Origin of the sequence: Sphingomonas sp. CCH5-D11, assembly GCF_001557395.1 — a bacterium.
In the GTDB taxonomy this organism is placed as follows: Bacteria; Pseudomonadota; Alphaproteobacteria; order Sphingomonadales; family Sphingomonadaceae; genus Sphingomonas.
Genome location: NZ_LSKH01000153.1, coordinates 1 through 23,463 on the forward strand (window position 1 = coordinate 1; position 23,463 = coordinate 23,463).

Sequence of the window (23,463 nt, forward strand, 5' to 3'; positions counted from 1 at the left end):
TCGGCGAGGCCGCGTTATCGGTGCTCTAGGGGGACGCCCGATATCGCGACCTCGACGCCTTTCTATACCCTACTAAATACATGGGCAATCACTTCGATCCCGGTCGAAGACGGAACGCCTGCCGCTTGCGACGAAGCGCGACGACAACGATAAGCGGGCCATGCCCAAGTGCCGTGCAGACCAGTTGCTCGTTGATCGTGGACTCGCGGAGTCGCGCACCCGCGCGCAGGCGCTGATCATGGCGGGCCTTGTGTTCACCGGCGATCGCAAGGTCGAAAAGCCGGGGCAGACGCTTTCCGAAGGCGCGACGCTCGACGTGCGCGGGCGCGACCATCCCTGGGTGTCGCGGGGCGGCATCAAGCTTGCCCATGGACTCGATCATTTCGGATGGGATGTCACCGGGGCGACGGCGATCGACGTCGGTTCCTCCACCGGCGGCTTCACCGATGTGCTGCTGACGCGCGGTGCGGCACGCGTCTATGCCATTGATAGTGGGACCAATCAGCTCGCATGGAAGCTGCGACAGGATCCACGGGTGGTGGTTCACGAACAGACCAGCGCACGCGTCCTCACGCCGGATCACGTGCCCGAGCCGGTGGATCTGATCGTTTGTGACGCAAGCTTCATCGGCATCGCCAAGGTGCTCGACGTACCGCTTGGCTTCGCCAAGCCGGACGCGCGGGCACTGACGCTCGTGAAGCCACAGTTCGAGGCCGGGCGAGAGGAAGTGGGGAAGGGCGGCGTGGTCCGCGACGAAGCGGTGCGCCAGCGGGTGTGCGACGAAGTGGCCGCCTGGTTTGTCAGCAAGGGATGGCAAGTTCAGGGGATCGTTGAAAGCCCGATCACGGGCCCCGAGGGGAACGTGGAGTTCTTGCTGGCGGCTGTCCGCATTTGAGCCAATCGCCTGTCACTCGGGCAATTTCATACATTTACCCGTTCCCTGCACCGGGATTATGGCGCCGCGACGGTCAGGGAGGGCTTGTGGGGGGCATTGCATCTAGAGAGCAGCTGCGGATGTCTTTTGCGCGCTGGGCGCTGTTCTGCGTGCCGCTCATCCTGCTGCTTGGATTTTTTTCCGGCCGCAGTGTTCCCGCTGGCGACGATAGTCTTTGGTATCAAAGCCTTGCCAAGCCAGCTCTGACGCCGCCGGGGTGGATGTTCCCCCTGGTCTGGGCGACGCTCTACGTCATGCTGGGACTGGCGCTTGCCATTTTCCTGAATGCGCGGGGAGCGCGTGGTCGCCGGCTCGCCATCGGCCTGTTTGCGGTGCAGTTCGGCCTGAACCTGGCCTGGACTCCGCTGTTCTTCGGCGCACATCGGATCAATTCGGCCACCATCGTGCTGATCCTGATGCTGGCGCTGGCGATCGCCACAACCGTCGCCTTTGGCCGCATCCGGCCGCGCGCTGCCTGGCTGATGGTGCCCTATCTGGTCTGGATCAGCTTCGCAGGCGTGCTGACGTGGCGGATCGGGCAGCTGAACATGGATGCGCAAGCCCTTGTGCCGGGCGCCCGAACCTCCCAAGTCATCGGTTGATTCTCTACCCGAAAGGCTTGGCCCCATGCAGTCCGAAAACCGGCTGTTCGACGATCTGGTGAAATTCGTGAACGGGGCCGCTGGCACGGTCGCCGGCGTTGGCCGCGAGGCGCAGGCCGGCGCGCGGGATCGTGCGCGCGAGTGGATCGGCGGTCTGGATTTCGTCAGCCGCGAGGAGTTCGAGGTCGTCAAGGCGATGGCGGTGGCGGCCCGCGACGAGGCAGATGCGCTGCGCGCGCGACTGGACGCCCTTGAGGCACGACAGCAGGGCGCTGCGCCCGCAGCCGACTGATCCGCGCGCTTTGCGTCATCACCCATTCCCGTGCGATAAGGCGTTAATGCTCGACGAAGCCGATAACGAACAAGAACCCGAAGCCCCGCTCGACATGCTCGAGAGCTATTTCTCGGCGCATGGCTGGTCTTATGACCGGCACGAAGACGAGATCAGCGCCCGCATGAAAGGCAGCTGGACCGACTATGAGCTGCGCGCGCTCTGGCGGGACGAGGATGGCGTTCTGCAGTTCCTCGCCTTTCCGGACGTGAAGGTCGCGGAGCATTCCCGTGCAGCCATTTACGAGACGATCGGTCTGGTGAACGAGCAGCTCTGGCTGGGTCATTTCGAACTCTGGTCGTCCAGCGGCATCCTGCTGTACCGGCACGCGACGCTGGTCGATCAATCGGAGGACGACGCTACCTTGTCGCTGGAAGCGGCGCAGGTGCTGGTCGAGACGGCGATCGACGAGTGCGAGCGTTTCTATCCCGTGTTCCAGTTCGTCCTGTGGGGCGGAAAATCGCCGCGCGATGCGATCGCTGCGGCGCTGATCGAGACGCAGGGCGAGGCCTGACACCATGACATTGCCGAAGTCGCTGTGGCTGGTGGGAGCCGGCAACATGGGCGGCGCGATGCTGCGCGGCTGGATCGCCGCCGGCCTTTCGCCCGATGCGGTGACAGTCGTTGATCCCGGATCGCCGGCCGTTCCCCCGGGCGTGCGCGTTCTGGCCGCGCCAGAGGGACCGGCGCCGGAGGTGATCGTGCTCGCCGTGAAGCCGCAGTTGCTGGATGCGGTGGCGCCATCGCTGGAGCAGGTTCACCCTGCGTTGCTGCTTTCGATCCTGGCTGGCGTCGAAGAGGCCGCACTTGCACAGCGCATACCGGCGGACAGCATCGTTCGCGCGATGCCGAACCTGCCGGTGGCGATCGGAAAAGGCGTGACGGCACTCCACGCGGCCGCCTCCACCGAGGAGGCGCGGGCCACGGCCGAAGCGCTGGTCGCGCCGCTTGGCCAAGTCGAGTGGATCGGCGACGAGGCAATGTTTGACGCGGTGACGGCGCTGTCCGGCTGTGGCCCGGGCTTCGTGTTTCGCTTCGTCGACGCATTGGCAGCGGCTGGCACCGCGCTGGGCCTGCCGGCCGATCAGGCGGCGCGGCTCGCGCTGGCGACGGTGGAGGGCTCGGCGGCAATGGCGGCCGGGGCAGGGGAGAGCCCGGCTGTTCTGGCCGATCGGGTCGCCAGCCCGGGCGGATCGACGCGCGAAGGGCTGAACGTGCTGGATCGCGACGGGGCGTTGCAGTCGCTGTTGAAGGCGACGCTTGCGGCCAGCCGTGAGCGCAATGCGGAGCTCGCCGCGGCTGCCCGGGGCTGAGTCGTGCCAGTGCCTCGGAAAGCCGGGGCGAGGCTCGCCACGGTTTGCGAGCGCTGACAGCAAACCTCAGGCGTTCAGGTTGCGGAACAGGGGTGCCCGGCACAGGCCGCGATGAGGCAGGTTGTCGGGCAGTCGAGAGTGCGAGTGCCCGAATTGCGCCGTTAGACGGCAAGCTGACGAAATCAAACCCTAGCTGCGCAGGGCCTCGACCCGCAGGCGTTCCTCTTCGGGCACCAGGCCTTCCAGCACCGCCCAGAAACCGCTCACCGCGCCTTGGCCGGCTTCCGAATAGGCCGCCGCAAATCGCTCGCGCAACGCGTTGTAGAGATCAGCCTCAAATGCCTCGCCCTCCTTGGTGAGGCGCAACAGCCGCTGACGCCGATCCCGCTCGCCCGGACGCGCTTCCACATAGCCACGATCGGTAAGCTCCCCCAGCACGCGCCCAAGCGATTGCTTGGTGATGCCGAGCAGCGCCAGCAGATCGGACACCGCCATGTCCGGCTTCCGCGCAATGAAATACAGCGCACGATGATGGGCGCGGCCCAGCCCCTTGCGCGCCAGACCCCGGTCGATCGATCGGGTGACTCGGGTGCTTCCGAAATAGAGCAGCTCAATGCCGCGGCGGATTTCGGGCTCCCGCAGGAAGAGCGGGGATGCAGAGGAGGGTGTGGCAGCCATGTTGACCGGCATTGCCATCCGCCCTACCCGACCGCAACCCTCTCAACGGTGCGCCTGTCGCACCCTCCAGGAGCTCCATCTTGTCGACCCCCGCGCCCTTCGTCTTCGAGCCTAACACCGCCCCGGTTCCGGCAACCGAGCGAGCAGGCCGCATTGCGGATCCGCTGTTCGGGCGCGTCTTCACCGATCACATGGCGATCGTACGCTGGTCGGAGGAAAAGGGCTGGCATGATGCCAAGATCACCGCGCGCACGACGCTGACGGTCGATCCGGCAACGGCGGTGCTGCATTACGCGCAGGAAATCTTCGAAGGCCTGAAGGCCTATCGCCACGATGACGGCAGCGTTGCCCTGTTCCGCCCCCATGCCAATGCCGCGCGCTTCCGGGATTCGGCGCGGCGCATGGCGATGCCGGAGCTGCCCGACGACCTGTTCATCGGTTCGATCGAAGCATTGGTGAAGGCCGATGCCGACTGGTTTCCCTCGGTCGAGGGCGGCTCGCTGTATCTGCGCCCGTTCATGATCGCGAGCGAGGTGTTCCTGGGCGTGAAGCCCGCGGGCGAATATCTCTACATGGTGCTGGCCTCTTCGGCGGGTTCCTATTGGAAGGGCGGGGTTCGGCCCGTCTCGCTGTGGGTAAGCCACGATTATTCGCGCGCGGCGGCGGGCGGCACAGGCGCCGCGAAGTGCGGCGGCAATTACGCCACCAGCCTGGTGGCGCAGCAGGAGGCGATCCGCCGCGGCTGTGACCAGGTGGTGTTTCTCGACGCGGCCGAGCGCCGCTGGATCGAGGAACTGGGCGGCATGAACATCTTCTTCGTGTTCGACGACGGATCGATCCAGACGCCGCCGCTTACCGGCACGATCCTTCCGGGGATCACGCGCGATTCGATACTGACCCTGGCGCGCGATGCGGGGCTTACCGTGCGCGAGGAGCTGTATTCGATCGATCAATGGCGCGCGGATGCGCAGAGCGGCCGGCTGACGGAGAGCTTCGCCTGTGGCACCGCCGCCGTGGTGACGCCGATCGGGCAGGTGTCCGGCCCCGACTATAGCTTCACCATCGGCACTGGCGGCACGGGTCAGACGACCAAGCGCTTCCTTGACACGCTGACCGCAGTGCAGCGCGGCCAGGCACCCGATCCGCACAATTGGCTTCACCCGATCGTTTGAGGTGATTGCACTTCGCGCCGGCTCGTTATAGGGCCGCGCGCTCTGCTGGGGCGTCGCCAAGCGGTAAGGCACCGGTTTTTGGTACCGGCATTCGCAGGTTCGAATCCTGCCGCCCCAGCCACGTCTCCCTTGTTGCGATCTTTACACCCCAGGCGCTCCCGCGGTGTGCTGTTCTTCTTCAAGCCATTGCGCCGCAAAGGTGCCGCGTCTCACATAAAGGCTGGTGCCGCCGCCCGCGCATCTGTTATCGATCTGTCATAAAAAAAAAGGCGCGCAGCAGCAGGGACGGATCGGGACACATTCGGGGGCGCTATGAATCTCCGTCACATCGAAGTCTTTCACGCCGTCTATTCGGTCGGGTCGATCAGCGGTGCCTCGCGCCTGCTGAACGTCTCCCAGCCGTCGGTTAGCAAGATTGTGAAGCATGCCGAGTCGCGACTTGGATTTCCGCTCTTCACGCTGGTCCGCGGGCGGCTGACCCCGACCGAGGAAGCGCATATTCTGTTTCGCGAGGTCGACGATCTGCATAGCCGGATCGACACGTTCCAGCGTGCGGCGCGGAACCTGCGGTCGACGTCAGAAGGCAACATACGGGTCGGCGTGCTGCCATCGCTCGCGCTGGCGACCGCGCCGCATGCCATCGCCGCCTTCCGCCGCAAGCTGCCGCTGGTCACATTCGAGGTGTCGGCAATTCACCATGATGAGTTCCGCGAAGCGCTGATGTCGCGGGACTGCGATTTCGTGATCGGGCACCAGGCATCGAACGATCCCGAGATCGCCTCTGCGCGGCTGGGCACAGGACGTGTGGGCGCGTTGTTCGGATCGGGGCTTCCCTGCGGCGACCTGCCGGCCATTCCGCTGGAGGTGCTGCGGCAACATGAGATCATCGGCCTCGCGCCGAGCGTGGCGATCGCGGATCTCGTCTCGCCCATCCTTTCCCGCGCGACCGGCGGGGCGCGGGGCATCCAGGTCAAGTCGGTCTATATCGCCGCGGCGCTTGCCCGGAGCGGGGCCGGGGTCGCGATCGTCGACGAGTTCACGGCCGAAGCGTTTATCGGCGCGGACCTGTCATTCCGCCCGGTCGTGCCGGCCGCGACGTTCGAATTGTCGGTTCAGCACCTGGCGTCGCATCCGCTGTCGCGGCTTGCGCGGAGCTTCCTCGACCTCATGCGCGGGATGATCCAGAACCGGCCGGAAGCGGTTGCCCCGCACGTCAGTTGCCTTAACGCTATGGCCAGCTGCCAACACTGAATGCTTGTTTCCGGGCGCCGGTTCATGTGAATTTTGCCCGTCTGCTGAAAGCGGGGGAGCATATGAAAGAGCGCGCTTATTTCACCGGCATCGTTGGTGCCGCGATGCTTCTCGCCGGGCCGGCACAGGCCGGCCCGCTGGCGGCGGAGGCGCGCAATCAGGTGCTGGCCGGGGTGGATGCCAAGAAGGTCGAGACGGTCGGCCGGGCCGTCTGGGGCTTTGCAGAAACCGGATATCAGGAGCAGAAGAGCGCCGCGCTTCTGGCGAAGGAGCTGAAGGACGCCGGCTTTCAGGTGACGATGGGCGTAGTGGGCGAGCCAACCGCGTTTGTCGCCAGCTATCGCAGCGCGCCGGGACCGGTGATCGCGATCACCGCGGAATATGATGCGCTGCCGGGGCTGGCACAGCAGGCGGTGCCGACCAAGGCGCCGATCGCGGGGCAGGCGCATGGCCATGGCTGCGGCCACAATCTGCTCGGCGCCGCCTCGGTCGCTGCGGCGATCGCGGTGAAGAAGTGGATGGTCGCGGCGAAAGTGCCCGGCGAGCTGCGTGTCTATGGCACCCCGGCGGAGGAGGGCGGCTCCGGCAAGGTGTATATGGTGCGCGACGGCCTGTTCAAGGACGTGGACGCCGCGGTGCACTGGCACCCGTCGGGGGCGAACTCGGCCGCCCAGTCGATCAGCATGGCCAATACGAACGGCAAGTTCCGCTTCCATGGGCGATCCTCGCACGCATCCGGCAATCCCGAGGCGGGCCGCTCGGCGCTGGACGCGGCGGAGATCATGAACGTCGCGACCAATTACCTGCGCGAACATGTGCCGGATCGCACCCGCATCCATTATGTGATCACGAGCGGCGGCGGGGCTCCCAATGTGGTGCCGGATTATGCCGAGGTGTTCTATTACGTCCGTTCGCCCGACCCGCAGGTGGTGCGCTCGGTAATGGCGCGGGTGAAGAAGGCGGGCGAGGGCGCGGCGATCGCAACGGACACGCGGATGGAGTTCGAGCAGGTCGGGGGTGTTTACTCCATGCTGCCGAACGACACGCTGGGCCAGATGATGGACAAGAACCTGCGCTCGCTGGGCGGCATCGAATGGACGGCGGAGGAAAAGGCGTTCGCAGCCAAGATGCGCGAAAGCGTGCCGGACGCGCGCGGCACGATCGAGTCGGTCGCGCAGGTCCAGCCCTATGCCGTGCGCACCGATCCCGATGCCGCCGGGGGCTCGACCGACGTGTCCGACATCTCATGGGTGGTCCCGACCGTCGGCCTTGGCACTGCCACCTTCGTTCCCGGCATGCCCGGCCACAGCTGGCAGAATACCGCGGCGGCAGGGAGCAGCATCGGCACCAAGGGCGCCGTGCTTGCCTCCCGCACGCTGGCGCTGACGCTGGCCGAAATGATCACCAGCCCCGATGTCATCGCGACCGCCAAGGCGGAGATGGAGAAGCGTCGCGGGCCGAACTTTACCTATGTCGCCATGGTCGGCGACCGCGCACCCGCGCTGGATTACCGGAACAACAGTCGCGTGGACTGACGTTTCCACCTCGACAACGCGTAAGCAACAGGAGTTATCGCCATGAATCTCGCGCAATTTGCGCGCCGTCGCTACACGCCCGGCGCAACCGCGATCGAAGCCATGCCGCATCTGACCAAGGCGCTCGGCGGCGCGGAGCTGTTCATCAAGCGCGACGACCAGCTCGGCCTGACCGGCGGTGGCAACAAGACCCGCAAGCTGGAGTTTCTGGTGGCGGACGCGCTGGAGCAGGGTGCCGACACGTTGATCACGGTCGGTGCGGTGCAGAGCAATCACTGCCGTCTGACACTGGCGGCGGCGGTGCGCGAAGGGCTGAAATGCCGCCTGGTGCTGGAGCAGCGGGTGCCCGACAGCTACGATCCGCAGGCGTCGGGCAACAATTTCCTCTTCGACCTTCTGGGCGTGGAGGCCGTAACCGTGGTGAAGCTGGGCGACGACCTGCAGGCGGCGATGGATCAGGTGGCGGCAGACCTCGCGGCCGAGGGACGCAAGGGATACATCATCCCGGGCGGCGGCTCCAATGCGCTTGGCGCGCTCGGCTATGTCGCCTGCGCCGAGGAGATCCTGGCACAGTCGTTCGCCAGCGGAATGGCCTTTGACCGCATCGTGGTGGCGAGCGGGAGTGCGGGCACCCATTCCGGAATCGTCGCTGGTCTGGTCGGCAACAGTGCGGCCATTCCGGTGACCGGGATCAACGTGCGTCGGCCGCGCGCGGAGCAGGAGGGCAATGTCCACAAGCTGGCCGTTGCGGTAGCCGAGCTGGCCGGTGTGGTTCCCGAGATCACGCCGGATCTGATCGAGTGCCGCGACGAATGGGTCGGGCCGGGCTATTCGCTGCCCACGCCAGAAATGGTGGAGGCTGTCCGCATGTTCGCCTCGCTCGAAGGGGTGCTGCTGGATCCCGTCTATACCGGCAAGGCAGCGGCGGGCCTGATCGGACTGGTCCGGTCCGGCGAGATCGCGAAGGGTGAGCGCGTGCTCTTCGTTCACACCGGTGGATCGCCGGCGCTCTATGCCTATCAACCGGTGCTGACCGGCGCCGTGGCTGCCTGATCATGGACGTGCCGCTGACCATTGGCGTGCTCGGCGGCATGGGGCCGGCGGCCACCATCGATTTCATGACCAAGGTCCTGCGCCACTCCCAGGCGGGAGCGGCGCGGGAGCAGGACAATGTACGCCTGATCGTCGACAGCAATCCGGCCCTGCCGGACCGCAATGCCGCGATAGCAGGCACCGGACCTTCGCCGGGGCCGGGCCTTGCCGCCATGGCGCGCGGGCTGGAGGCCGCTGGTGCGCAATTGCTCGTCATGCCGTGCAACGCTGCCCATGCCTTCGCCGACGCGGTTCTCGAAGCAACGTCGCTGCCGTTCCTGCATCTGGTGGACGAAACCGTGTCGGTGGTCGCCAACGACTATCGTTCCGCGCGGCGGATCGGCGTGCTGGCGGTGAACGGGGCAGCGCAGGCACGGCTGTACGAACGGGCGCTTCAAGCGAAAGAGCTTCTGCCGGTCGTTCCCGACCAGCCGGCGCGCGCCGCCTTCATGGAGGCGATCTGGCAGATCAAGGCAGGGGATCTGGCGGCAGGTCGCGCCGGCGTGATCGGCACGGCGAACCGGCTGATCGAAGCGGGCGCAGAGGTCATCATTGCCGGGTGCACCGAAGTACCGCTGGTGATCGGTGCCGACGACCTAGCCGTACCGCTGATCGACTCAACCGACGTGCTCGCTCGGCGGGCAGTCGCGTTTGCACGGAGCGTAATTTAATTACGGTGATTAGCCATTGGGCATGGCTATCCAAACACTCGCTTGGTTTGGAGCGCAACAAAGCGTTCGTGCTCTAAAATCGTGTCGGTAGCATGACGTTCCGGGAGAGGACGGTTTTTCAAACCGACCGGCGGGACGAAAGAAAAGCGCGAAAACGCGCGGGGCAGGTGCCTGCAAGGTCATGACCAGGGGTACCTGAGCTATGCGCACGTTCGTACGTTCCTCGCTTCTGTTGTCCGTCTCCTTGCTAGCGATCGCGCCAGCCCATGCCCAAACGGCTTCGGGGCCGGAGGCAGCCGGCGCGTCGGCCATGTCGCAGGCCCCAGGTACCGACATTCAGCCGGCGCCAGCCGGCGCAAGCGAGGACAATGGCGAGATCGTCGTCACTGCCCTGCGGCGTGAGTCGACCGTCCAGTCAACGCCGCTGGCGATCACGGCTTTGGGCGATGCGGCACTGGCAAATCTGGGCGCCACGACGATTGCCGATGTCGTACGGCAAGTGCCTGGCCTGCAACTGACCGAGAGCGACTCCGGACGTACGCGCGTTTCGATCCGTGGTATCCAGGGCGCGGGCGAGAGCACGGTCGGCCTGTATTATGGCGACACGCCGCTGACTGGGCCGTCCGGCGTGAGTTCGGATCCTGCGGGCGCGACGCCGAACCTGAACCTGTTCGACGTTCAGCGGGTGGAGGTGCTGCGTGGGCCGCAAGGGACGCTGTACGGATCGGGATCGATGGGCGGCACCATCCGCGTGCTGTTCAACCAGCCCGACGCGACCCGGTACGAAGGCCAGGTCGAAGGGCAACTTGCCAATACCCGCTACGGCAGCTTCAGCTATTTCGCCAAAGGCGCCGTCAACGCGCCGTTGATCGAAGACAAGCTGGCGGCGCGCCTGGTGCTCTACAAGGAGCGGCAAGGCGGCTTCGTCGACATGACGTTGCTGGATCGACAGGACACCAACCAGGCGGATCTGGAGGGCGGCAGGTTTCTGCTCGCCTGGAACCCGGCCGATACGGTGAAGCTGTCCGGCATGGCGCTTTACCAGACGCAGGATATCGCGGGCACGTCGCAATGGTCCTCCGTGCTGGGTCCGTACCTGTCGGACGTGCGCGTGCATCAGCCCTGGAAGGACAAGCTGCAGCTCTACACGGGCACGGCGGAAGTGGATTTTGGCTTTGCCACGTTGGTGGCGATCACGTCCAAATATCGCTGGGACGTGGAGAGCACCAACGACAATGTGCGATCCTATGCCAATGTGATCGCGCGGGCCACATGGTGCCCGCTCTACACAAGCGTCGCGCTTGGCACACCCACCACCACCTGCACGGCGGCGCAGCAGGCCACCTATCGCGCCTATGCCAATTCCAAGCAGCCGATTGGCGCGTTCCAGCCGCGCTATGTCTCCAACTGGACCAATGAGGCGCGGCTGAGCTCCAACGGCAAGGGGCCGATCACCTGGACGGTCGGTATCTTCCTGGAAGACCGCACCGATCGGGTCGACACGATCGTTTTCCCCGGCGTGCCGGAGACGGGCGAACCGCGCAGCCCGGTCGAGAATCTGGGCGGTCGGTATGTCACCGGATCGGTGAAGCAGACCGCCTTCTTCGGTGAGGCCGGGTTCAGGGTTCTGGATCCGCTGACGATCACCGTTGGCCTGCGGCATTATGATTATACCAAGACCGTTGGCGGCGAATATCAGGGCTACAACTTCTTCAACGGACAGGAGCCGCGCGCCTATCAGGAGACCAGCGCGGATGCGACCGGATGGGTCGGAAAGTTTAATGTCGATTTCCAGCTATCCGACAACGTCCTCCTGTACGGAACGGCGGCGGAAGGCTTTCGCCCGGGCGGGGCGAACAACATTCCCAACCTGCCCGATGCTTATCTCGTCTACGGACCGGACTCGCTGTGGAACTATGAAATCGGCGCAAAAACCAGCTTCTGGGACCGGCGCGGCACCTTCAACGTCGCCCTGTATCGCACCGACTGGAAGGATGTTCAGACATCGGTGTCCACGCTTCAGACCGGCGGCGGCAACTTCAGCTTCATCTACAATCTCGCCGGTGTGACGGTGGAAGGCGTGGAGGTGGAGGGATCGCTGCGCCTGCCCGAAAACGTCCGGCTCAATGCATCGTACAATTACAACAATGCCCGGCTGGATGGCGATCAGGTGGATCAGACCGGCTTCATCGTGGCGCCGGGCCTGGATGGCGACAAGCTGGCCTATATTCCGAAGATGACGGCCTCGGCAGGCGCGGAATGGACCCCGCCGATCAATGACGAAGTCGACGCGCTCTTCCGCCTGGACTGGACCTATACCGGCAAGATGAGCACGGAGCTGCGGCCGACCAACGCATTCTACCGCGAGGTCGGCAACTTCAGCATCTTCAACGCGCGCGCCGGGATCAACACGGAATCGGATCTCAGCGTTTCGGTGTTCATCAACAATCTGTTCGACAAGCGCGGCCTGAACCGGGTCAGCGCCGCGACCGGCGTGCCGGATTTCTATGTCTCGACGCGGCCGCGGACGGTGGGCATCAATGTACGTAAAGGTTTTCGGTGAGGGGCTCGCAGACATGAATAGATTGATGACGCTGGCGCTGCTGGCGGCCACGGCGAGTGTGCCGGCACAGGCGGTGGCACAGAACCGGGACGCTGAGGCGAAAAAGCTGCTCGCCAGCCCCAAGTTCGCCGCCGCCAAGGCGAAGCTGGCAGCGGATCACGAACGGATCATCGCCGACGTGATCAAGCTGACCGAGATCGAGGCGCCGCCCTTCAAGGAAGCGACGCGTGCCGCCGCCTATCTGGAAATGCTGCGCGCCGAAGGGCTGACGGATCTGACGACGGATGCCGAGGGCAATGTGTACGGCATGCGCAAGGGCACGGGCGGCGGGCCGCTGATCGTCATCACCGCGCATCTCGATACCGTCTTCCCGGCAGGCACCAACGTAAAGGTGCGGCGCGAGGGCAACATGCTTTACGCGCCGGGTGTGGGGGATGACACGTGCAGTCTGCCCGTGCTGCTCGCCTTTATCCGCGCGATGAAGGCGGCGAACTATTCCACGAAGGCCGACATCATCTTCATGGGCAATGTCGGGGAAGAAGGCCCGGGTGACCTGCGGGGCACACGTTATCTCTTCACCAAAAGCCCGCTGAAGGACCGCATCAACTATTTCATCTCGCTGGAGCCCGGCCGAGCCGGTCGGATCACCAACGCCGGCGTCGGCTCCAAACGGTACAAGGTGACCTTCACGGGCCCCGGCGGCCATTCGATGGGCGATTTCGGCATCGTGAACCCGGCTTATGCCATGGCCAATGCAATGGTTGAGTTCGGCAAGATGAAGGTGCCGACCGAGCCGCGCACCGTCTATAACGTGGGGCTTCTGGAAGGGGGTACGTCGGTCAATTCCATTCCCTTCTCCACGGCCATGACCGTGGACATGCGATCCGCGGGCAAGGCAGCGCTGGACGCGGAGGAGCAGGCATTCCTCGCAATCCTGCCGCGCGCGGTGGATGCGGAAAATGCCGCCCGCTCCACCGCAAAGGGCAAGATCGGCTTCGAGGCCAAGAAGGTGGGCGATCGCCCGGTCGGCTCGACGGCAAAGGACGTCGACATCGTCGAAATCGCGACGGCGACGACCAAGGCAGCCGGGTTCACGCCGGCTTATGGCGTGGGATCGACCGACTCCAACATTCCGATGAGCATGGGCATTCCGGCGGTGACGCTTGGATCGGGCTTCCAGACGCAGCGTGCGCATTCGCTGGAGGAAGCCATGGTGATCGACAAGGACAAGGATGTCGACAGCATGGCGGTGAGCCTTGCCACGTTGCTGATGCTTGCGGGCGCGAAATAGGGGGGAGGAATCAACATGCGTGCATGGATGCTTGCGGCGACGGGAATGTCGCTCATCATGGCCACCGGAACGTCGATCGCGCAGTCTCGCCCGATCACCGATCCGGCCGCCGTGTTCAAGGTGAAGCCCGGATCGGATTACTTCCTGGCCAATTACAAGCAAATCACGGACTGGCTCCAGCGCGTGTCGCAGGAAAGCGACCGCATCAAGCTGGTGAGCATCGGCAAAACCGCCGAGGGCCGAGAACAATATATGGCGATCGTCTCCTCACCGGAGAACATCCGGAACCTGGAGCGATATCGCGGCATCTCGCAGCAACTGGCCCTGGCCAAGGGGCTGACCGACGATCAGGCCAAGGCCCTGTCAGAGCAGGGCAAGGCCGTCGTATGGATCGACGCCGGCCTGCATGCGACCGAAGTGGTCAATGCGCAGAGCCATGTTCAGCTGATCCATGAAATGCTGACCCGCAATGATGCGGAAACAACGCGCATCTTGAACGACACGGTTGGTCTGTACGTATTCGCCAACCCCGATGGACTTGATCTTGTCGCCGACTGGTACATGCGTCCGACGGACAAGGCCAAGCGGGACAGCGGCAGCATTCCGGTGCTCTACCAAAAGTATATCGGGCACGATAACAATCGCGACAGCTACGCGTCGCACCAGCCCGAAACAACCAACATGAACCGCGCCGCTTATCGCGAATGGTTCCCGCAGATCCTCTACAACCAGCATCAGACCGGGCCGGTCGGCACGGTGGTGTTCATCCCACCGTTTCGCGATCCATATAATTTCAACAACGAACCATTGGTGATCAATCAGACCGATGCGGTCGGCACGGCGATGCACGCACGGCTGATCGCGCAGAACAAGGGCGGATCGGTGTCGCGTTCCGGCGCGCCCTATTCGACCTGGTTCAACGGCGGCGTGCGGACCGTCGGTTATTTTCACAACCAGATCGGCATCCTGACCGAAATCATCGGCAATCCGACCCCGATGGAGATCCCGCTGGTGCCCGGCAAGCAGCTGGGCACTCAAGACGCGGCGATGACGATCGCGCCGCAGAAATGGCATTTCCAGCAATCGATCGACTATGTGAAGGAAATGTCGCGCGCGATCCTCGACTATGCGTCGCGCAATCGCGAGGTCGTGCTTTACAACCGCTATGTCATGGGTCGAAACCAGATCCAGAAGGGCAGCGAGGACAGCTGGGTCGTGACGCCCAAGCGCATCGAAGCGGTCAAGGCGGCTGCGGAAAGCATGAAAAAGGACGGCGAGGGCAGTCCATTGGACGATCTGGCCGGCTATAACAGCCGCGATATCGTGCCCACCTCGCTCTACAAGACAGTGCTGCAGGATCCGCAATACCGGGCACCGCGCGCCTTTGTCATCCCGGCCGACAAGCAGGCGGATCTTCCCACCACGGTGGCGTTCCTCAACTCGCTGATAAAGACCGGCATCGAGGTGGAACAGGCGCCGCAGGCGTTCAGCTACGGTGGCAAGCGCTATGCCGCGGGTTCGTACATTGTGCGGGCAGATCAGGCGTTCCGACCGCACGTGCTGGACATGTTCGAACCGCAGGATCACCCGCAGGACTTCGCCTATCCCGGCGGCCCGCCGATCCGGCCCTATGACATCACCGGCTATACGCTGGCCTATCAGATGAACGTCACGTTCGATCGATTGCTGGACGGCGCACCGCAGCACTTCCCGCAGGTGCCGGACGTGATCGAGACCCCGCCGGCGGGCAAGATCATCGGCAAAGGCGCGGCCGGTTATGTCGTCAGCCACGCCACGAACAACAGCTTCATCCTGACCAATCGCCTGCTGAAGGCCGGCGCGCCCGTATACTGGCTGAAGCAGGGAACGACCGTCGGCCGTGAAAGCCTTTCGCCCGGCGCATTGTGGATCCCGGCCGGCGGCGCGGCGAAGGGGATCGTCGACACTGCGGTGCAGACGCTGGGCATCGATGCCCATGCGGTAGCCGCCAAGCCGGCCGGCGACACGGTGAAGCTGAAACCCGTTCGGATCGGGCTGGTGGATCACTACGGGGGCTCCATGGCCTCCGGGTGGAATCGCTGGATCTTCGAAAAGTACGAATTCCCTTACACCCGCGTCTATCCGCAGGAGCTGGACGCTGGTGGCCTGAACGCCAAATATGACGTGCTCGTCTTCCAATCGGACGTGCTGGGGCGCGAAGGACGTCCGCCCCAGAGGCAGCCGGCCGCCGCCGACCTGCCGGCGCAATGGCGTTCCGCGCTGGGCCATGTGACGACCGAGAAGACGGTTCCGCAGCTTGCCAGCTTCGCCAAAGCGGGGGGCACCGTGATCGCCGTCGGCAATGCCACGCGGCTGGGGCCGGAGCTTGGCCTGCCGGTCTATAATGCGCTGTCCACGGCCGACGCAGCGGGGAAGCGGACGCCGCTGCCGGGCACCAAATTCTACGTGCCGGGATCGGTGCTTCAGGTGAAGGTCGATCCAAGCGACCCGCTGGCCTATGGCCTGCCCGACACGATGGATGTCTTCTACAACAACAACCCGACCTTCGCCTTCACGCCTGGCCAACCCGGTGTGCGCCGCGTCTCGTGGTTCGCCAGCGATGATCCGCTGCGGTCTGGCTGGGGCTGGGGCCAGAAGGCGCTGAACAACACCACGACCGTGGTCGATGGCACGTTAGGGAAGGGCCACGTTTACCTGCTCGCCCCCGAAGTGACGCAGCGCGGACAGCCATTCCCGTCGTTCAAGTTCCTGTTCAACGCTGCCCTGTTCGGGCCGACACAGGTTGGCGTGACGACGGCGGCCGACGATTGAAACGGTCTTCGCGGGACGCCGGTCTATCTCCCGGCGTCCCGCTTGGTCGATCAAGCGTGGCCGGAGCTCGGATAGGCGATGCTCCGCGCCAGGCCGCGCCGGTCGAACGGTTTCCAGTCATCCTCCGGCTGCGCCAGTCGATCGGCAATCGCGTACAGCACCGCAGCATTGACCGGCAGGCCGAAGTGGCTGCCGGATACCTCGATGTTGTCACTGGTGGCGCAATAAGGCTCCACGCAATTGGCCCAAGGCACGATCCCCTCGTTGCGGCTCCAGATCGCGGTGGCGGGCACCGGCAACGGCATGCCGCCTTCGCTCAGATAGGATAGCGACTGATCGTCATCGATGCGGTGGCCGGACAGCATTTCGTACAGCCGCCAAACGCGGGTCGCGCGCGGCGTACCGGCAAAGGGAGCGCCAAGGGTGATCACCTGGCGTACCTTGTCGGGCATCCGCCGGCTGATGACCCGGGCCATGATGCCGCCAAGGCTCCAGCCGACCAGGCTGACGCGACTGTGATCACGGCCATGGATAGCCTCGATCCGCTCGATCAGCTTCTCGCCCCCGTCACCGATCGTCCGCGGCCCGCGGTTGCGCCCGAGATCCCAAGTGTGCGCGTCATAGCCCATCTGACGCAGATAGAAGCGCAGGATACGGGTCGATCGATCCGATGCGTTGAAGCCGGGGATCACCAGAACCGGATGGCCGTCGCCGCGAGGCAGGCTGGCCAGCGCAGGCGCGGCGATCGGTAGCATCCCAGCTTCCATCAGGGCGCGCGGCAATTCCATAAGAGCCAGGAACGGGGAAGGTGGCTTGATCGAATAGTCCAGTGCGGCCGTCGCCATTGTAGATGGATCTCCTTAAAGTCCGCCGCACAACGTGTCGGAGGGCGCAAGGTTCTGGCGGCGGTAACCTTAACTGTTACTGTACCATGACATTATGATGGATGAAAGGTTACTGCCGGCCAGCCGGCTGTGGGGCGGGAACGGCACCGGTCGCCTCCACATCAAGTTGGGAATCCCCACCAAGCGTGCGGTACAGCGTCACCAGATTGGTTGCGCGCACCAGCCGGGTCTGCACGACCGATTGCTGGGCGGCGTAGAGCGACCGCTGGGCATCGAGCGTGGTGAGGAAAGTATCGATGCCGCCGCGATAGCGAGCCTCCGACAGGCGATAGGTATCTGCCGCCGCGGTGGCGAAGCGTTCGTTTGCCGCCAGCTCCTCGCTGATCGTGCCGCGCCGCGCCAAGGCGTCTGCCACTTCGCGAAATGCGGTCTGGATTGTCCCTTCATAGGTGGCGAGCGCCGCGCGCTGGAGCGCGGTCGCCTGCTCCACCCCCGCGCGATCGGCACCGGCACGGAAGATCGGATAGGCGATATTGCCGGTCGCCGTCTTGGTCAGCGAATCCGCCTCCAGCAGTGAGGAGAGCGCCGTGCTCGCGAAGCTGAACAGGCCGGTGAGCGAGATTGTCGGGAACAATGCCGCGCGGGCCGCGCCGATTTCCGCATTGCTCGCGCGCAGTTCGTATTCGGCCTGGACCACGTCCGGCCGGCGCAGGAGGATGCGGCTGTCGAGCCCCGCGGGCAGTTCCGCGACCGTCTTTGCCGCTTCTTCGATCGGCGGGGGAAGCAATGCCCGGTCGATCGGCGCACCGACCAGCAATTGCAGCGCGTTCACGTCCTGCGCCAGCGCAGTTCGCTGGCTGGCAATGTTTGCCTCCGCCGTGGCGAGGATTTGTTCAGCCTGACGCAAATCGGTGCGCGGCGCGACACCGCCCGACACACGCGCCTGGGTGAGCGACACGGAACGGCGAGCCGCAGCGGCAGTGTCCTCCGCAAGCTTCAACAGGCTCTGATCGGCGGCATAGGTGAGCCACGCGCCGGCGACGTCGCCGGTGAGCGTCAGGCGCACGGCGCGGGCGGCGGCCTCCTGCCCGTAATAGCGCGCGAGCGCGGCGTCGGTGAGCGAGCGGTTGCGCCCGAACAGGTCGAGCTCAAACGCGCTGACGCCGATGGTCGCCTGATACGTCGTCCCGCCAACAGCGAAATTGCCGCCTGCGGCGCTGGCGCCGATCTCCCGGCGCGTGGTCGTACCGCCGGCGTCGATCTGCGGGAACAGCTCGGCACGCTGAATTCGGTACTGAGCGCGGGCGGCGGCGATATTCTCGACGGTGGCGCGAAGATTGCGATTGTTGGCGAGCGCCTGATCGATCAGCTGCTGCAAGCGCGCGTCGAGGAAGATGTCGCGGTAGGTAACGCTGGGCAGCGTTGCCTCGCTCTGCCGGAGGTACGCGTCGCCGACCGGCCAGGATTGCGGCACCGGCAGTTCCGGGCGGACGTATTTGGGCGCCATGCTGCACGCCGTCAGCGCGGACGCCAGGAGGAGAGGAGCAAGTACCCGCATCACGATTGCTCCAGATGCGGTGTGCCGCCGGGCGGTTGGTTCCGCTCCTCAGGTGGGTGAAAGCCGGGCTCCTCGCCGCGGATCTTGGCCAGACCGTCGCGGAAGCCGCGGCGAACGATGACGAAGAACAGCGGGATGTAGAAAATGGCGAGGATCGTCGCCGTCAGCATGCCGCCGATCACCGCCGTGCCGATGGCGATGCGACTGTTCGCGCCGGCCCCGGTGGAAAGCGCCAGCGGCAGCACACCGAAGATGAAGGCAAGGCTGGTCATGAGGATCGGCCGCAGACGGATGCGGGCGGCGGTGAGCGCGGCGTCGATGACGCGTGCGCCCTTCTTTTCCTCCTGTTCAGCAAATTCGATCATCAGAATGGCGTTCTTTGCCGCCAGCCCCATGGTGGTGAGCAGACCGATCTGCAGGTACACGTCATTGGTGAGGCCACGCAGCGTCACGAACACGACCGCGCCGATCAGGCCGAGCGGAATGACGAGCAGCACCGCAAGCGGGATCGACCAGCTTTCGTAGAGGGCGGCGAGGCACAGGAAGACAACGATGATCGAAAGGCCGTAAAGCAAAGGGGCCTGACCGGAGGACAAACGTTCCTGATAGGAGATGCCGGCCCAGGCGACGCTGGTTCCGGGGATCTGGCTGGCGAGTTCCTCGATCCGCGCCATTGCATCGCCCGAGCTGCCGCCGCCGGCCGCCTGCCCCTGAAATTCAAATGACTGGATGCCGTTGAAGCGCGACACGGTGGTTGGCGCTTGCGACCAGTTGGTGGTGGCGAAGCTGGAGAAGGGCGCCATCTGCCCGTTCGAGCCGCGAACGAACCATTGGTAGAGCGACTCCGGATTGTCGCGATACGGCGCGTCGCCCTGAACGTAGACGCGCTTCACGCGGCCGCGATCCAGGAAATCGTTGACGTACCGGCCACCCCACGCGGTTGAGAGTGTGGTGTTCACGTCCGTCTGCGAGATGCCGAGCGCAGCGATCCGCTGAGCATCGGTGTTCACCCGAAGCGTGCCGATATCCGGTAGCTCACTAAGGCGCACGCCGGTGAGGCCGGAATCGGCATTGGCGAGGGCGAGAAGCTTGTCACGGGCGGCGGCGAACTGTTCCGTGCTCAGGCCGCCCGTATTCTGCAACTCCATGGTGAAGCCTTCGGACTGGCCTAGGCCGCGGATCGCGGGCGGAATAAGGGCAAACACCTGCGCATCGCGGAAGGCGCGGAAGGCGGCCGCAGCGCGCGCCACGATGGCGTCCGCCGTATTTTCCTCACCCTCTCGCTCGGCCCAGTCCGTCAGGGAGATGAAGCCCTGGCCGGTATTCTGCCCCGACGCGCCGCCACCACCGCCCGAGACGGTCAGCATGGTGCGGACGTTCGCCTTCTCATATTTCTGGAAGTAGCCCTCCACCGCCTTCTGCACGTCCTCGGTCCGCGTGCGTGTCGCGCCAGCGGGCAAGCGGAACTGGACGGACGCGCCGCCCTGGTCCTCGGTAGGAAGGAAGCCGGTGGGGAGCCGCAGGAACAGCACCGCCAGCAACGCCACAACGACGAGGTAGACGCCGAGGAACAGCCACTTGCGATCGACAACGCGCGCCACCCAGCCGACGTAGCGTTCCGTGCCACGCTCAAAATTGCGATTGAACCAGTCGCTTGCCCGTTCCAGCCGCGATGACACACCGCTGAACCGTCGTTCGAACCAGCCCCGATGCTCTTCATCACCGGTCCGGTGGTGCTGCTTGAGCACAGTCGCCGTCAGCGCTGGCGAAAGAATGATCGCCACGGCAACCGACAGCATCATCGCGGAGATGATGGTCAGCGAAAATTGACGGTAGATGACGCCGGTCGATCCGCCGAAAAACGCCATCGGCAGGAAGACGGCCGAAAGCACGAGCGCAATCGCGACGAGCGCCACGGTTATCTCGCGCATCGACTCGATCGTCGCCTCGCGCGGGGTCATTTCGGGATTTTCCTCGAGCAGTCGCTCGACGTTCTCCACGACGACGATGGCGTCGTCCACCAGCAGACCAATCGCCAGCACGAGCCCGAACAGCGTGAGCGTGTTGATCGAAAAGTCGGCGAGATAGAAGATGGCGAAGGTGCCCAGCAGCACCACCGGCACCGCGATCGTGGGGATCAGCGTCGCCCGCCAGCTTTGCAGAAAGACGAACATCACGATGACGACCAGGATGATCGCCTCGATCAGGGTCTTCACCACCTCCTCGATCGACAGCTTGATGAAGTCGGTCGAGTCATTCGCGTAAGCGACGCGGATGTTGGCGGGGTAGGTCTTCGCGATGCGCGCGATCTCAGCCTTGACCAGTTCGGCGGTCTTGAGCGCGTCGGCGCCCGGAGCGAGGAGGATGGCGATGCCGGCGCCCGGATGCCCGTTGATGCGGCTGCTGGCGTTGTAGTTTTCCGATCCCAGCTCCACGCGGGCGACATCCTCGACCCGCACCGTCGCGCCGGAAGGCAGAACCTTCAGGATGATGTCGCGAAACTGCTGGGGCGTCTGAAGCCGGGATTGCGCCGTCACCGTTGCGTTCAGCATCTGATCGGACGGCATCGGCTGACCGCCGATCTCGCCCGCCGCAACCTCGGTGTTCTGCGTCTGGATGGCGGAGACTACGTCGCCGGGCATCAGCTGGTAACTGGCAAGCCGCGCCGGATCGAGCCAGATGCGCATGGCATATTGCGAACCGAACACATTGGTGTCGCCGACGCCCTGAACGCGGCCAAGCGGATCCTGCAGCGTCGACGTCATCAGATCCGACACGTCGCGGTTGGTCATCTGATCGCTGCTGTCATAGACGCCGGCGATCATCAGAAAGTCCGGGTTGGACTTTCGAACCACAACGCCCTGTTGCTGGACCTGCGTCGGCAGGCGCGTGATGGCCTGCTGCACCTGGTTTTGCACCTGGACCTGAGCGATGTCCGGGTCGGTGCCTTTTTCGAACGTGGCGGTGATCGATACCGAGCCACGCGAAGTCGAGGAGGACGCGAAATACAGCAGCCCGTCGATGCCGGTCAGCTGTTGTTCGAGGATCTGAGTGACGGAGTTCTCGATCGTCTGCGCATTCGCGCCCGGATAGGTGGCGCGAATGGAAACCTGAGGCGGTGCAACGTCCGGATATTGGGCGATCGGCAAGCCCAGGATCGCACCCACGCCGGCCATCATGACGATGATGGCGAGCACCCATGCGAAGATCGGTCGATCGATAAATACGCGCGACACGTCAGCCCGCCTTGTCCTTGGCCTTCTGCTGCTGTTCCAGCTGCTCCGGCGAGGGTGGCTTGGGCTGCTGCGGCGCCGAAGCGGGTACCGGGCGAATTTCCGCATCCGGGCGAAGGTTTGCCGTTCCCTGCGTGATCACCTTGTCGCCCGGACGCAGCCCACCGGTAACGACCCAATTAGCGCCCTCGGCCCGGACCGCCTGAACGGTGCGCTGCACCGCCTTGTTGCCACTGCCGACGATCCAGACCGTGGCATCGCCCTTTGGATCGCGGGTCACGGCGGTCTGCGGGACGAGGAAGGCGTTAGTCTCAATCGCCTGTGCAAACACCGCGCGCACGAACATGCCCGGCAGCAGCAGTCCGTTAGAATTGGGGAAGCGCGCACGCAACGTGACGGTGCCGGTCTGTTGATCAACCACGACTTCGCTGAACTCGACCGTGCCAGTCGCGCCGTAGTCGCTGCCATCCTCCAGCTTCAGGCGCACCGTGGCGCTTGCCGGCAGAACACCGCCGCTCGCCAGGCGACGACGCAGCTGAAGCAGCGCGGCCGCGGACTGCTGAATATCAACGTAGATCGGATCAAGCTGCTGGATGGTCGTCAGCGGATCCGCCTGGCTAGCCGTTACCAAGGCACCGACCGTGAATAGCGAGCGGCCGATGCGGCCGGTGATCGGCGCGGGAACAGTGGTGAAGCGTAGGTTGATCCTGGCAGTTTCAAGCTGGGCGCGGTTCTGCGCGATGGTGGCTTCGGCCTGCCGCTGGGTGGCGAGCGCGTCCGTATAGTCCTGCTTGCTGACGGCTTCGATGGCGGCAAGCGGGCGGAATCGTTCAGCCCGGACGCGGGCCGCTTCGGCGGTCGCCCTGGCGCTGGCGACATTGGCGGTCGCCTCATTCACGGCAGCGCGATAGATGCTCGGGTCAATCTGGTAGAGCGGCTCTCCGCGGCGGACGATCGTCCCTTCCTCAAAGAAGCGTTTCTGGATGACGCCGCTAACCTGCGGGCGGACCTCGGAACTTTGGAAGGCGACAGTGCGGCCGGCAAGCTCCGTGACGAGCGGCACGCTGGTTTGCTGCACCACGACGAAGCCGACCTGAGCCGGCCCGCCGCGCTCCCCTCGCGCTCCTCGATCACCCGCCTGCTCGGCCTGATTGCTGCACGCGGCGAGTGCCGCCGCGCCGACAAGGGCAAATGCGCGCGCGTTCATGCGCGATCCGAGGCTTGCTTGCTCACCAATTCGTAGACCAACCCCGCGGCGCCGGGGCGCACGAACTGTCACGCGATGCATTATAACGTGATCTCCGCAAGGTGCGATGAAGAGGAGGACGGCAGGGCGCCGTTCCGTAGGGAAGGGCGGGTAGTCACTTTTGAGATGGCTTGCCACCCTCAACATGTCGCAACATGTCGCAGGCATACAGGTTCCGGTAGGAGGAAACCAATCCTCAAAGAAGGCGTTAGACGGAACGGGGTCGTATCGAAAGGTCGGGCGCCCCGAGTGGAAAAGGGGCAATCGTGAGTTTCAATTCGGGGTGTCACCGCTGGCTTGCCTTTGCGCTGATAGCCACCTCGTCCGCGGCGAACGC

18 protein-coding genes and 1 tRNA gene are annotated in these 23,463 nt (G+C 64.7%); 14 read left to right on the forward strand and 5 right to left on the reverse strand.

Going from position 1 to position 23,463, the window contains the following annotated elements:
* Positions 1–160: 160 nt before the first annotated feature.
* From AX702_RS09820 to proC, 5 genes are all read left to right on the forward strand, one after another.
* Positions 161–895 (forward strand): TlyA family RNA methyltransferase, encoded by a 735-nt coding sequence (locus AX702_RS09820; RefSeq protein ID WP_066778889.1) that lies wholly within the window; start codon positions 161–163, stop codon positions 893–895.
* A 119-nt stretch (positions 896–1,014) separates the two neighbouring features.
* Positions 1,015–1,536, forward strand: coding sequence for a TspO/MBR family protein (locus tag AX702_RS09825; protein ID WP_066778890.1), 522 nt, complete (start codon positions 1,015–1,017; stop codon positions 1,534–1,536).
* A gap of 25 nt (positions 1,537–1,561) precedes the next feature.
* Complete coding sequence (locus AX702_RS09830; RefSeq protein WP_066778891.1) at positions 1,562–1,828, forward strand: accessory factor UbiK family protein; 267 nt, start codon at positions 1,562–1,564, stop codon at positions 1,826–1,828.
* Positions 1,829–1,874: 46 nt separating this feature from the next.
* On the forward strand, positions 1,875–2,381 hold the full coding sequence (locus AX702_RS09835; protein WP_066778892.1) for a YbjN domain-containing protein: 507 nt from the start codon (positions 1,875–1,877) through the stop codon (positions 2,379–2,381).
* A 4-nt stretch (positions 2,382–2,385) separates the two neighbouring features.
* Positions 2,386–3,180, forward strand: a complete 795-nt coding sequence (proC, locus tag AX702_RS09840) for a pyrroline-5-carboxylate reductase (protein ID WP_066778894.1) — start codon at positions 2,386–2,388, stop codon at positions 3,178–3,180.
* A gap of 189 nt (positions 3,181–3,369) precedes the next feature.
* Here proC and AX702_RS09845 read toward each other — a convergent pair whose 3' ends face one another.
* Positions 3,370–3,876 (reverse strand): MarR family transcriptional regulator, encoded by a 507-nt coding sequence (locus AX702_RS09845; RefSeq protein ID WP_066778896.1) that lies wholly within the window; start codon positions 3,874–3,876, stop codon positions 3,370–3,372.
* A gap of 62 nt (positions 3,877–3,938) precedes the next feature.
* On the opposite strand from AX702_RS09845, the gene AX702_RS09850 reads away from it, so the two are divergent.
* The 9 genes from AX702_RS09850 to AX702_RS09890 all read left to right on the forward strand — a co-directional run bounded on the left by AX702_RS09850 (position 3,939) and on the right by AX702_RS09890 (position 16,244).
* A complete protein-coding gene (locus AX702_RS09850; protein WP_066778898.1) occupies positions 3,939–5,030 on the forward strand; it encodes a branched-chain amino acid aminotransferase in 1,092 nt (363 codons plus the stop codon).
* Positions 5,031–5,076: 46 nt separating this feature from the next.
* Positions 5,077–5,151 (forward strand) — tRNA-Gln (locus AX702_RS09855).
* A 191-nt stretch (positions 5,152–5,342) separates the two neighbouring features.
* A complete protein-coding gene (locus tag AX702_RS09860; protein WP_066778900.1) occupies positions 5,343–6,281 on the forward strand; it encodes a LysR family transcriptional regulator in 939 nt (312 codons plus the stop codon).
* Between the two features lie 62 nt (positions 6,282–6,343).
* Positions 6,344–7,816: an amidohydrolase gene (locus AX702_RS09865; protein WP_066778942.1), complete on the forward strand. Its 1,473-nt coding sequence runs from the start codon at positions 6,344–6,346 to the stop codon at positions 7,814–7,816.
* Between the two features lie 42 nt (positions 7,817–7,858).
* Positions 7,859–8,869 carry a D-cysteine desulfhydrase gene (locus tag AX702_RS09870; protein ID WP_066778902.1) on the forward strand — a complete coding sequence of 337 codons (1,011 nt, stop codon included), beginning with the start codon at positions 7,859–7,861 and terminating at the stop codon, positions 8,867–8,869.
* A 2-nt stretch (positions 8,870–8,871) separates the two neighbouring features.
* Positions 8,872–9,579: an aspartate/glutamate racemase family protein gene (locus tag AX702_RS09875; protein ID WP_066778903.1), complete on the forward strand. Its 708-nt coding sequence runs from the start codon at positions 8,872–8,874 to the stop codon at positions 9,577–9,579.
* A 310-nt stretch (positions 9,580–9,889) separates the two neighbouring features.
* Positions 9,890–12,142: a TonB-dependent receptor gene (locus AX702_RS09880; RefSeq protein WP_197420550.1), complete on the forward strand. Its 2,253-nt coding sequence runs from the start codon at positions 9,890–9,892 to the stop codon at positions 12,140–12,142.
* A gap of 13 nt (positions 12,143–12,155) precedes the next feature.
* Positions 12,156–13,433, forward strand: a complete 1,278-nt coding sequence (locus AX702_RS09885; protein ID WP_082746186.1) for a M20/M25/M40 family metallo-hydrolase — start codon at positions 12,156–12,158, stop codon at positions 13,431–13,433.
* A gap of 15 nt (positions 13,434–13,448) precedes the next feature.
* A complete protein-coding gene (locus AX702_RS09890) occupies positions 13,449–16,244 on the forward strand; it encodes a M14 family metallopeptidase (protein WP_066778906.1) in 2,796 nt (931 codons plus the stop codon).
* Between the two features lie 50 nt (positions 16,245–16,294).
* Here the strand turns inward: AX702_RS09890 and AX702_RS09895 are convergent, their stop codons facing one another.
* From AX702_RS09895 to AX702_RS09910, 4 genes are all read right to left on the reverse strand, one after another.
* Entirely contained in the window at positions 16,295–17,089 is a 795-nt protein-coding gene (locus AX702_RS09895; RefSeq protein ID WP_066778908.1) for an esterase/lipase family protein, read from the reverse strand.
* A gap of 109 nt (positions 17,090–17,198) precedes the next feature.
* Positions 17,199–18,647 (reverse strand): efflux transporter outer membrane subunit, encoded by a 1,449-nt coding sequence (locus tag AX702_RS09900; RefSeq protein WP_197420552.1) that lies wholly within the window; start codon positions 18,645–18,647, stop codon positions 17,199–17,201.
* Positions 18,647–21,826 (reverse strand): multidrug efflux RND transporter permease subunit, encoded by a 3,180-nt coding sequence (locus AX702_RS09905; RefSeq protein WP_066778948.1) that lies wholly within the window; start codon positions 21,824–21,826, stop codon positions 18,647–18,649. The genes AX702_RS09900 and AX702_RS09905 overlap by 1 nt, the downstream gene beginning before the upstream one ends.
* Positions 21,827–21,884: 58 nt before the next feature.
* On the reverse strand, positions 21,885–23,087 hold the full coding sequence (locus tag AX702_RS09910) for an efflux RND transporter periplasmic adaptor subunit (protein WP_066778912.1): 1,203 nt from the start codon (positions 23,085–23,087) through the stop codon (positions 21,885–21,887).
* Between the last annotated feature and the right edge of the window lie 376 nt (positions 23,088–23,463).